Source organism: Sodalis sp. RH15 (assembly GCF_047324255.1).
GTDB lineage: Bacteria > Pseudomonadota > Gammaproteobacteria > Enterobacterales > Enterobacteriaceae > Acerihabitans > Acerihabitans ligni.
Genome location: NZ_CP178738.1, coordinates 4645255 through 4656379, shown reverse-complemented (window position 1 = coordinate 4656379; position 11125 = coordinate 4645255). Strand labels below are relative to the sequence as shown.

Below are 11125 nucleotides of genomic sequence, written 5' to 3'. Positions count from 1 at the left end.
CCTGGAAAAGCTGCTATGAACCTGGAAACTACCCTGGACAGGCTGTGGAAGATTGCCATCTGGGCCTTTGTGGCCTTTTTCATCCTTAATCTGCTGGCGCTGATTGCCACCGTAGTGGTGAACTCATTCGGCACCCGTTGGTTCGGCACCTGGCTCCCGGCCGGCTTCACGTTCCGCTGGTACTTTTCCGCCTGGCGGGAGTTTCAGCTGGGGGACGTGCTGGTGACGACGTTCCAGATCGTCGGCACGGTGGTTGTGCTGTCGGCGCTGATCGGCGTGCCTGCCGCCTACGGGCTGGCACGGCGGAACTTCCCCGGCAAATCGCTGGTGATGGCGCTGTTCCTGTTGCCGCTGCTGGTGCCCCCCATCACCTTCGGCATTCCCCTCGCCACCTTACTCTATCGCCTGGGTCTGGCGGGCACCATGAACGGCGTTATCCTGGCCAATCTCGTGCCCACCGTGCCTTTTGTCGTGGTGCTGATGATACCGTTTATCGAGCAGATCGATCCGCGCATTGAGGCGGCGGCCCATGTCTTCGGCGCCAATACGGGCAAGCTGTTCATGCATGTGCTGATTCCCATGCTGTTGCCCGGCATCCTGGCGGCAACCCTGCTGTCCCTGGTGAGGACTATCTCCATGTTTGAACTGACCTTCCTCACCGCCGGCCCCAGCAGCCAGACGCTGGTGGTATCACTTTATTATTCCGTTTTCGCCGCCGGGGTGAGGGCCGGACAATCCATTGACGCCATGGCCGTTATCTACACCGTGAGTTCGCTTATCTGGCTGATTGTGGCGCTGCGCTTCGTCAACCCGACGCAGATCGTGGCGCGGGCGCGCAAGAGCCCGACTCTGTAAAGGCATGAATATATCGACAGGCTGCTTGTGACACGACGCGGCCGTGGGGTATGGCGAACGGCCGGCGTCGCCGGACGTTCAGACTGCTGACAAACGTACTCGGAGTCGATCTGGCAGCTTGCCCCGGCAGGGCACTTTGTCAAAAAGCGCAACGTCCGGCGTTGCGGCCATTGCGGTTAAACCGCGGGTTGATCCGCCACCAGACGCAAAAGCGTGACTTCAGACGGCGCGGCCAGCCGTATCGGCGGCCCCCAGTAGCCCGTGCCGCGGCTGGTGTATACCCAAAGATCGTTGAGTTTGCCCAGCCCGTGCACAAACGGCTGCTGAAACCGAATGAAGAACATCCACGGCAGGAACTGGCCGCCGTGGGTGTGGCCGGATAATTGCAGCGTAAAGCCTGCCTCCGATGCGGCGGCCGCGCTGCGCGGCTGATGGGCCAGCAGCAGCCGGAACGGGATGTCCCTTGGGGCGCCTTGTATGGCTTTCTCCGGGGAGCTCATGTGCGCCGGGTCTACGTTGCCCGCGTTAAAATCCGTTACGCCGGCAACGACAGCATGCGCGCCGTCGTGGTTCACCACCACATGCTCGTTCATCAACACCCGGAAGCCCAGCCGGCGAAACTCAACGATCCATTCATCCGCGCCGGAATAGTACTCATGATTTCCGGTGACGAAAAAGGTGCCGTGCCTGGCCGATAACGCGCCGAGGGGCTGCGCATCAGCCGCCAGCCGGGGCACCGTGCCGTCGACCACATCGCCGGTGACGGCAATCAGATCCGCCTTGAGCCCATTCACCGTGGCGACGATTTTCTCCACATAGCCGCGTTTGATGGTGGGGCCGATATGGATGTCGGTGATTTGCACAATCTTGAAGCCATGCAGCGCCGCCGCCAGTCCCGGGATAGGGACATCGATAATCTTCACCGGCGCATTGCGGCGCGCGTAATAGACGCCCAGCAACGTGAGCAGTACGGCCAACGCCGGCACGCAGAGCGCGCTCACGGAGATGAAATCGTAAGGGGTTGACGCTATGCCCCGCAGGCGGTTCACGACGTAAAGCAGCAGCAGCAGGATATCGCGCAATACGGTCAGCACCAGCAGCGACGAGAACAAGCCTATGGCGAGATAGCCTATCCAAGCCAGCAGGTCCGACAGCGGCTGTTTTTTGATAGTGCGCGCGGCCATGCCCAGCGGGATCAGAAAAACGGACACAACCAGCAGCAGTCCTCCCAGCCATTTGTACGGGGCGCCCACCGGCAGGTCAGAAATGAGCCGCACGCCGATATACACATGCAAAAGAGTAATGATGCTGATAAGGCGAATGAAAAATGCGGAGCGAAGCATAGGTGATTTAACCTTAAAAGATATCCTGGTAAGAGTTTATGTGCCCTGACTGTCCCTGGAATCACGGACACTCCCTTGTTGTGGCCGCGCACCGGTGGGCACATTGCTGGATGGAAAGGCAGTGTTTTCTATGTTCTACGCTTGATCAGGGACAATGCGTTAACCAGGTGAGACTTGTCTGCATCGCTTAAATTAGGCGCATTCAATAAGCCAGAAATTTCCGACTTATCCTGTTCGCTAAAACGACCGACAAGTAATCGCTGGCCGATGGAATTCAGTATCACCTTGTCTTGGTCAGAAATCGCCTTCCTGACATCATCAAGGTTTTTAGGTCGCCAGTTCTGCTCAGGGCTGGATAACCAATCAGCAAGGTAACGGTATTGAATAGCCTTTGCAACATCCATCTGTGCCTGTATAAACGGCACCACAGACTGTGGATCCAGACCTGTGTCCCTCGCTTCTTCCTGTGCCAAAGCGACAACTTTTTGTTCCCTGACTAAATCTTCAACCGGTAAATGGTGTTCTGCCTTGTAACCTGCTACATCTTTCATTATGAGCATGCGCTCATTCAAGGCCGACGATAGAGGTAAAATTGGATTAGCCAAGACCGGGCCGGCAAAAACCGCGCCGGCTAGAAACAAAGATGACAATAACAATACGATACGACGCATCACTTCCTCAACGACGGTTCACAAAAAGAGAGAGTATAATCAGGATATTGCTGAATTGTTACATGACTTGCCGTTTTTGGACAACCCCAGATTAGTCAATACTTTCTGTACTACGGTCTCTTTAACGCCGCTTTAAACGCATCCGACACGCTCCAGAAACAGCAATCGTCGCTCGCCAGCCAATGGGGGCCGGCTACGCGAAACAGGTCGCGAAGATCATCCTTTACCCGCGCCAGCAGAAGCGTGCGCCCGGTTTTCGCCAAACGCACCTGGCATTCAAGCAAGGCATCCATTGCCGTGCTGTCAAAATCCGGACTTTCTTCAAGTGAAAGAATGACCACCCGGATGGCCGAATCCGCCTCGGCCAAATCGGCCACCACCGCCAGCACCCGTTCCGCGTTGGCAAAGAACAGCGGCTCCATGGGCCGCACCATCAAAATCCTCGGGTCTGTCTCGGTTTTCTGGTTTCTGGCCAAATCGACAAAATCATGGGTGCCGGGAATTCTCCCAAGGCGGGCAATCCGTGCGGCGGAGAACCGTTGCAGCAGGGCCAGTAAGGATAAGCCAACCGCAATCATCATGCCGTCGAGCACGCCAAACCCAATCACGGCCAGGGCGGCGGCCGTCGCCACGATTTCGTCGCGCCGAATGTGCCAAAGCCGCAGGACAGGCCCCGGATTGAGCACGTGAAACAAGGATGCGATAACGACGGATGCCAGCACGGGCGCCGGCACCAGCGCCACCAGAGAGCGGCCCCACAGGCTGAGAATGATCAATACTATCATGGCTGCGAGGCCGGCATAGCGTGTCCGCGCCCCGGCGGATTCCGCCGCGGAAGATGCGGAAAAACCCGCCCCTACCGGCATGCCGTGCAGCAGCCCGGCGACAGCGTTGGCGAAGCCCAGTGCAACCAGCTCGCGGTTGGCGACGACTTTGTCGCCGTGCAGCAGCGCAAGGCCGCGGATTGACCCCCAGGACTCGGCGAAAAGAATCAGAAACAGCGGCACCGAGAGTTCAATAATTCGTGACCAGTCATCAAGGGAAAGGGCGGGCCAGGAGAGTCCGGGCATCGCGATGGCGATGGCCCCCACCAACCCCACATGGTATGCCGGCAGGTCCACCAGCGCCGATAGCAGCACGCCGGCGGCAAGCACCAGCGCCGAAGCCGGGAAGCCACGCCATCGCCGCAAAACCGCCAGACTGAGCAGCGCCGAAACCCCCAGCGCCACCGACGCGATATGGAATTGCGGCAAGGCTTCGGTTAAATGCCAGATCAACGGCAGGATGCCGCTGTCTCCGTTTGGTGGCAGCGTAACGCCGGCGATGGCGGGGATCTGCTTGATGGTAATGGTCAATGCAATCCCAAAAGAAAAGCCGCTCAGCACCGGGCGCGAGATAAAACTCGCCAAGGCGCCGGCACGCAAGGCGCCGGCAACCAGAAAGCATAATCCGGCCCCGAGGATTGCCGCATCGGCCACCAGAGCGCCCTGGGGCACCTGCCGTTGCATTGAAATGATCAGCGCTGCCAGAATGGCCGCCGATGATGAGGTGGGCGCGACCATGGCGAACCGGCTTCGTCCCAGCAGGGCATAGATGCCAAGACCGACAATGGTGGCGACGATCGCGTGGTCCGGCGACAGGCCGGCAATAGCCGCATAAGCGATGGCCGAGGGCAGCAAGAGGCCGGCCACTGATATCCCCGCCAATACTTCTTGTTTCATTCTGAGACGGCCAAAAGTGAATTCGTTGTATATGCGTTTTTGATGCAGCACTCGCCAAAAACGATGGGATCCCGCATTGTCGTCTCCCTATCGCCATCGGAGCAGGCGGCAGGCTTGAGCTTTCAACAGTGTGTACCACATTGGGGTGAATGGCGCCATCCGACAATCGATGCGATAAGGAGGTAAAGAGGGGGAAAGGGGCGGGCAAACGCCCCGAGAAGTTATTTCCGGCCCAGTATAAAACCCAGCAGGAGACCGATGGTACCGATTGCAGCAAGCCCTACGAGCGGATATTCACGGACCTGGTCACGGGCCCCTGTGACCGCATCGTTAAAGACTTCCGAGACCTTAGCCGTAGCCTGCCGTGCCGCACCTTTTGCTTGTTGGTCAGGAGAATCCACCGCTTCGCCGAATTTTTTCTGGGCGGCGCCGGCGAGACCTTCAGCTTTGTTCTTCGCAGAGTTAGCCAAATCATCGAATGCTTCATCATTTGGTTTTGTAATATCTGACATAACTATTCCTCTTTTTATTATTCACAAGAATAAGGATAGTTAATATTTGCCAATTGTACTAATTGACAATAAATCCAGGCCATGGAAGGATAAAAAAACGGGGCGGCCTATTGTAGAAGGAAAAATAAGTGACTGAATATACTTTGATTTATGTGCCGGACCCCGCGCTGCGGGCTAAATCACAGCCTGTCTCTACCTTCGGGGCGGAGCTGCGGGAGCTTGTGGATAATATGGCGCGGGTCATGCGAGAGGAAAAAGGCGTCGGATTGGCGGCGCCGCAGCTGGGCATATCGCAGCGCGTGATTGTGTTGGAAGTGGCGCAGGCTCTGGAACGCGACGGTGAGCTCATTGAGCCGGTCCCCTTGACGGCGCTGATTAATCCGCAGATCACTCCGGTAGGCAATGATAAAGCCGAAGGCTGGGAGGGTTGCCTGAGCATTCCAGGACAACGCGGCTACGTCGAGCGCTGGCGCCACATTACCTATACGGCGCAGGATATCAATGGGCGGGCAGTGCAAGGGCGTGCAAGCGACTTTCATGCACGAATTATTCAGCATGAAGTTGATCATCTGGACGGCATATTATATACCGATCGCACTGACCAGGTTGAGACCTTCGTTCGCCCCGCGTCCTGATCCCTAATAAAAAAATTTCCCACCCGGACGTCGCTATTCCTTACGCGTTATGCTTAGCCAGCAATCGAAAGAGGACAAGCCCGACGGCAAGCCAAAATGCGGCAGAAATCAAGAACACGGCAAGCCAAGCTTTGCGCTTGAGCTCATGGTCGGTTTTGTTGTCCATTCAATTACCCGGTAAGTCAGCAGGTCATACTGATTTATCGGTTGTTTTCCAACTATCCTTTAATGTAAAGACGATTGCGCCGAGTCAGGCAGAAAAAACCGCCCAAGGTAGGAGCTCGGACGGAGTTTGTAGAAATAGCACTCTCAGAGCCAACCTCAAGCGCTATATAATTAGTATAGATATAATTTCGAATGTAACAAGTTATCCGGCAAATATAAAAAACCGCCGCAGCGGTTCGTCACGTTAACGAGATGATACAAAGGGTCACCGTATCAGGATATTTGCTCCTGACGGTACTTTTAAGGCTAGATGAAAAGGCTAGATGAAAAAGCTAGCTTAATCGTATAAAAACTAAATATATAATTATTTAATACATTCGCGGCAGGCGAAAAAATCAACCCGGACCGCCGTGTTTCTATGACCGGCGTGCCAACATGCCAGGATCATCAGCAGGGCTAATATGAATAGAGTTATTACCTGAATGCCGAGGTGTTGGCGAGAGCCGCGGCGGATTCACTTTCTCATCAATGACAATGATTAATATTACTTTTTATCCTCTTTTTTATCGCAATGATGCCCATTAAAGATTTTTTGGTACATTTTCCGTTCTATGACTAATATTAATATGGCTAATGTTATGGATTGATTAAATGCTGTCGTTAGCCATGAGTCGCAGAAATTTACCTTCACGCAACTGCGATCCGACAATAACAAGTCTGGCGATAAATGGAGATTTCAACATGATCGAAAATTCAACCACTGCACCTGGACATTACAACGATACATTGGTTGAGCCGGTAAATGGCGTTCCGCTCAAGCGTATTTCGTGGAGCGCCGTTTTCGCTGGTGTCATTATTTCAATGGTGGTCTATTTACTGTTGGCTATATTGGGTACCGCCGTCGGTGCCAGCACCATTGATCCGTTGAAAGAACAGAATCCCCTTGAGGGCTTAGGAACCGGCGCCGCCATTTGGACCGGCGCCAGTATGCTGATCGCCATAGCCGCGGGTGCTTACTTCAGCGGACGCCTGGCTCAGCGCGAAGGGGCGCTCCACGGGCTGTTAATGTTCGGCGTGAATACCTTGATTTGCGCCTGGTTCCTGATTGTGGTGGTCAATAGCGCCATGAGCGGCGCAATGAGTGTGGTGGGATCGGGGCTGCAAATCGTCGGCAAAGGTATTTCCGCCGCCGCGCCGCCGGTCACTCAAATGGTTAAAGATAAACTGGGAGAAAATAATATTAATCTCGACAGTTTACAGAATGAAATTGAAACCACTTTACGTCAGACGGGTAAACCGGAACTGCAACCGGAGAATCTGCAAAATAAAGCGCAGGGCGAAGCCAGCAATGCTCAAAATCAGGCATCTGATACTGCCAATCATCCCCAGACCGCGGATACCGATGTGGCTAATTTTATTCAAGGCCTGATCCAGCGTAATCAGGATACTTTCCAGGCCGCCGATCGCGATGCGTTGAAAAATATCATCAAGGCGCGCACCGGCAAGAGCGATCAGGAAGCCGACCAGACCGTCGATCAAATTGAAAAAAGCTATCAGCAGGCCCGTGCGCAATATGAACAGCTAAAACAGCAGGCGGAACAAAAGGCGCGGGAAGCCAGTGATAAAGCGGCTGCCGCGACGGCCAAGGCCAGCTGGTTCACCTTCTTCATGCTGCTGGTGGAAGCCGTTCTGGCCGGCGTGATGGGAATGGTGGGCCGTCGTACCCAGCCCCGCCCGGTGGTGGCTCAGCAGCGTCCGCTGTAAGTCTGCGGAGCTACGTCAAAGGGAGAGATGAATATTTCCCCCTCAGACTGCTGACAAAGTACTCGAAGTTAATAGGGAGAGATAGGCTGCCAGAAGAGTAAACCGTCCGCGCCCTGGATGGCGCGGATCGAGCCTCCAGGGATGGATTCACGGCGTGTTTACGATCTGGCAGCCTGTCCCGATCAGGCACTTTGTCGACAAACTCGGGGAGATAAATATACCTCCCCATAATGATTTTAGTTGTGAATGATAGGCAATAGGATGCTGTTTGTGGCGTGATCTATCTGTTCAGGCCCGCCGCGGGGAGGCCGTAACAGGATGACCTGAAAAAGATCGCCTATTTCCGTCCTCCATGCCCCCAGTAACTGACTTTCCCTGCTATTGTCGCGGGCGGACTGGATGCATCGGTCCGCCGTTTGTTTCAAGCTAAGTGCCGTCGCGCTGATTCGGCAGAGTTCATAAATCATATGCGCCTCCCGTTTTACGTGGCTCTAGTTACCTGCATTGCGTGTAAGAGTGAACTTTCTTGCGCTGTATTGCACGTTAGCTCCATTACAAAGGTGATCTCATGGGGTCATATCACTGTCCGCCCAGGGCCCTTTCGCCACGGAATCACGAATTATCAACTCCGCGATGAAGGTTTGGCGTTTGTTGATCTCCCCGCCATCCAGTATGTCGACAAGTTTATCAACGATGGCCGCGATCATTTCGGATACCGGAATCCGTACGCTTGAAAGCGACGGCCGGCAGTAGGGCGCCATGGGGATATCGTCAAAGCCCAGCAGGGAGACCTGGCGGGGTACGTCGATACCGGCATCGCTCAGCGCTTTTAGCGCACCGATGGCCATATCATCGTTGCTGGCCACCATTGCGCTGAAGGACACCCGTTTGTCGAGCAGGCTGTGCACCGCCGCGGCGCCGCTGGCGGGAGTCCATTTGCCCTGGTAGATGCGATCATTGTTTAACGGGATCCGGCGCCCCTCGAGGGCCGCTTTATAACCGGCCAGGCGCTGCAGGCCGGTGGGGGAATCCAGCGAGCCGGTAATAAATGCGATCTCCCGGTGGCCCTGCTCAAACAGAAAATTCACCGCGCGGAAGCTGGATTCCCGGTGATCGGTATATATGCAGTAGCTGTCATTTTTGAGCAGCTTGCGGTTGATAACCATAATGGGCTGTTTGTGCTGATGAATGATTTCATCAAGGGCATCAATACTGATAAACCGCGGATAGATAATAATGGCATCGCAGCGCAGATCCAATAAGAACTGGATCGCCGCCCGCTCCTCTTCGGCGCTGTGCTTGCCGTCCGCCAGAATAAGCTGGCGGCCGTGATCTTCCGTCATTCGCGCCACCTGGAACAGCAGTTCGCTGAAATAGGTGCCATGGTAAAGCGTGTTGGTCACCACCAGGCCGATGCTTTGCGATTTGCTGGTGGCAAGGTTGCGCGCCAGCAGGTTGGGGCGATAACCGCTCTCTTTGATGGCCTTGAAGACGCGCTCCTTGGTGGCAGGGCTGACATAACCGTTGCCTGACAATACCCGCGAAACCGTCGCTTTGGAGACGCCCGCCTTGTGCGCCACTTCGAGCATTGTCGTCATATCGTCTCTTCTACCACTTCACGTATTGTCGTCATATCGTCTCTTTTGCCAACAAAAGCTCGCGGCTCAGTTTATGTGATTTATGCCGGCGTTTCAGCAATCCCGTCATGTCGGCCCTTGGCCAGAACTCAGCGCTATTTTTTTATAGTACTGTTTTTAAAAGTAAAAATACAATCCACTGTGTAGACGGTCAATTTAGTGACAATGTTCACAAATTTAATATTTTGTAAATTTTATCTATTGCCAAATCTATATAAATTAATCATTCTTTTGTGAAACCGGTTTCTTATGTCAATCACTTCTTCTTGAATTTTTCATTGAGAAATCTCCGTATTTCCCGCTACTGCGAGATAAAAATTAAATGGCGAAGAACTACGCGGCAACCGCAAAATCCATTGTCGAAGCCATCGGCGGTTTCAGCAATATCGAGGCTTTAACCCACTGTATGACGCGCCTGCGTTTTGTGGTTAAACATACAAATCAGGTGGATACCGCGGCCCTGAAGGCCATTGATGGCGTGATGGGCGTGGTGCATAACGAAAGGCAGTGCCAGGTGATTATCGGCAATAACGTCGCGCTGGCCTACGCCGAAGTGCTCAAGCTTGGCCAGCCCGGGGGAACCGGGCCGGTGGCCGGACCGGAGAAAAAAAGCCGAATAACCCTCAGAGGCATCGGCGCCGGCATTCTTGACGCCCTGATCGGCACCATGTCGCCGTTGATTCCCGCGATTATCGGCGGCTCGATGGTGAAACTGCTGGCGATGATCCTGGATATGGCCGGGGTATTCGACAAGGGTTCGTATACGCTGGCCATTCTTAACGTCATGGGGGACGGCGCGTTTTTCTTCCTGCCCATCATGGTGGCCGCGTCCGCGGCGGTGAAATTTAAAACCAACCTGTCGCTGGCGATAGCCATTGCCGGCGTACTGGTTCATCCGGCGTTTATCGATCTGATGGCCAAGGCGGCGCAGGGGCAGCCGGTGGAATTCGCCTATATCCCGGTAACCGCGGTGAAATACACCTATACGGTGATCCCGGCCCTGTGCATGACCTGGATACTGTCTTATATCGAAAAAGGCATTGACCGAATTACGCCGGCGGTGACCAAGAATTTCCTCAAACCGATGCTGATTGTGCTGGTGGCCACCCCCATCGCCATTGTCATCATCGGACCGCTGGGTATTTGGATCGGCAGCGGTATCTCCGCGGTGGTGTATACCGTCCACAGCTATCTGGGCTGGCTGTCGGTGGCCATTATGGGGGGGCTGTGGCCGCTGCTGGTAATGACCGGCATGCACCGCGTTTTTACCCCGACCATCATCCAGACCATTGCGGAAACCGGCCGGGAAGGGATGGTGATGCCGTCGGAGATCGGCTCCAACCTCTCCTTGGGCGGTTCTTCCCTGGCGGTGGCCTTTCGCACCAAAAACCGGGAGCTGCGCCAGACCGCGCTGGCGGCGGCCGCGTCGGCGATTATCGCCGGCATTTCCGAACCGGCGCTGTACGGGGTGGCGGTGCGTCTGAAGCGGCCGCTGATCGCCTGTCTCATCAGCGGATTTATCTGCGGCGCGGTGGCCGGCATCGGCGGGCTGGCAAGCCATTCCATGGCGGCGCCGAGCCTGTTCACCAGCGTACAGTTTTTTGATCCGGCCCACCCCATGAGCATGGTCTGGGTGGTGGGTGTGATGATTCTGGCGGTGGTTGTCTCGTTTATCACCACGCTGATTCTGGGCTTTGACGATCTTCCGCAGAGCGAGCCGCCGGCGGTTTCCGGCAATGCGCCACGGGCGGAGCCCGAAGTGAGCGCGCTGAAAGGCCAGACCTCCTGAACCGGCTTTTGCAAACCATGACAATTTAGAAAA

Annotated in this window: 10 protein-coding genes; 4 read left to right on the top strand and 6 right to left on the bottom strand. The window is 55.2% G+C overall.

Translation table 11 applies throughout. The features are described from left to right. Positions 1-15: 15 nt before the first annotated feature. The gene (locus tag ACL2XO_RS21140; RefSeq protein ID WP_413741450.1) at positions 16-855 is read left to right on the top strand and encodes an ABC transporter permease; all 840 of its coding nucleotides are present in this window, start codon (positions 16-18) and stop codon (positions 853-855) included. A gap of 176 nt (positions 856-1031) precedes the next feature. On the opposite strand, the gene ACL2XO_RS21135 is transcribed toward ACL2XO_RS21140, so the two are convergent. The 4 genes from ACL2XO_RS21135 to ACL2XO_RS21120 all read right to left on the bottom strand — a co-directional run bounded on the left by ACL2XO_RS21135 (position 1032) and on the right by ACL2XO_RS21120 (position 5102). Continuing rightward, positions 1032-2198: a metallophosphoesterase gene (locus tag ACL2XO_RS21135; RefSeq protein ID WP_413741449.1), complete on the bottom strand. Its 1167-nt coding sequence runs from the start codon at positions 2196-2198 to the stop codon at positions 1032-1034. 128 nt (positions 2199-2326) lie between these two features. After that, on the bottom strand, positions 2327-2869 hold the full coding sequence (locus ACL2XO_RS21130) for a chorismate mutase (RefSeq protein WP_413725329.1): 543 nt from the start codon (positions 2867-2869) through the stop codon (positions 2327-2329). Between the two features lie 110 nt (positions 2870-2979). Beyond that, on the bottom strand, positions 2980-4590 hold the full coding sequence (locus tag ACL2XO_RS21125; RefSeq protein WP_413741448.1) for a SulP family inorganic anion transporter: 1611 nt from the start codon (positions 4588-4590) through the stop codon (positions 2980-2982). 221 nt (positions 4591-4811) lie between these two features. Then, a complete protein-coding gene (locus tag ACL2XO_RS21120) occupies positions 4812-5102 on the bottom strand; it encodes a CsbD family protein (RefSeq protein ID WP_132926386.1) in 291 nt (96 codons plus the stop codon). Positions 5103-5230: 128 nt separating this feature from the next. On the opposite strand from ACL2XO_RS21120, the gene def reads away from it, so the two are divergent. Then, entirely contained in the window at positions 5231-5737 is a 507-nt protein-coding gene (gene def / locus ACL2XO_RS21115; RefSeq protein ID WP_132926388.1) for a peptide deformylase, read from the top strand. A gap of 40 nt (positions 5738-5777) precedes the next feature. Here the strand turns inward: def and ACL2XO_RS21110 are convergent, their stop codons facing one another. Continuing rightward, positions 5778-5903: a YmiA family putative membrane protein gene (locus ACL2XO_RS21110; RefSeq protein ID WP_413725327.1), complete on the bottom strand. Its 126-nt coding sequence runs from the start codon at positions 5901-5903 to the stop codon at positions 5778-5780. Between the two features lie 740 nt (positions 5904-6643). On the opposite strand from ACL2XO_RS21110, the gene ACL2XO_RS21105 reads away from it, so the two are divergent. Then, positions 6644-7666, top strand: a complete 1023-nt coding sequence (locus ACL2XO_RS21105; RefSeq protein ID WP_413725326.1) for a hypothetical protein — start codon at positions 6644-6646, stop codon at positions 7664-7666. A gap of 566 nt (positions 7667-8232) precedes the next feature. Here the strand turns inward: ACL2XO_RS21105 and ACL2XO_RS21100 are convergent. After that, on the bottom strand, positions 8233-9264 hold the full coding sequence (locus ACL2XO_RS21100) for a LacI family DNA-binding transcriptional regulator (protein ID WP_413741447.1): 1032 nt from the start codon (positions 9262-9264) through the stop codon (positions 8233-8235). Between the two features lie 361 nt (positions 9265-9625). Between ACL2XO_RS21100 and ascF the strand changes: the two genes are divergently transcribed. Further along, positions 9626-11092, top strand: coding sequence for a PTS cellobiose/arbutin/salicin transporter subunit IIBC (ascF, locus tag ACL2XO_RS21095; protein WP_413741446.1), 1467 nt, complete (start codon positions 9626-9628; stop codon positions 11090-11092). The last annotated feature ends 33 nt before the right edge of the window (positions 11093-11125 follow it).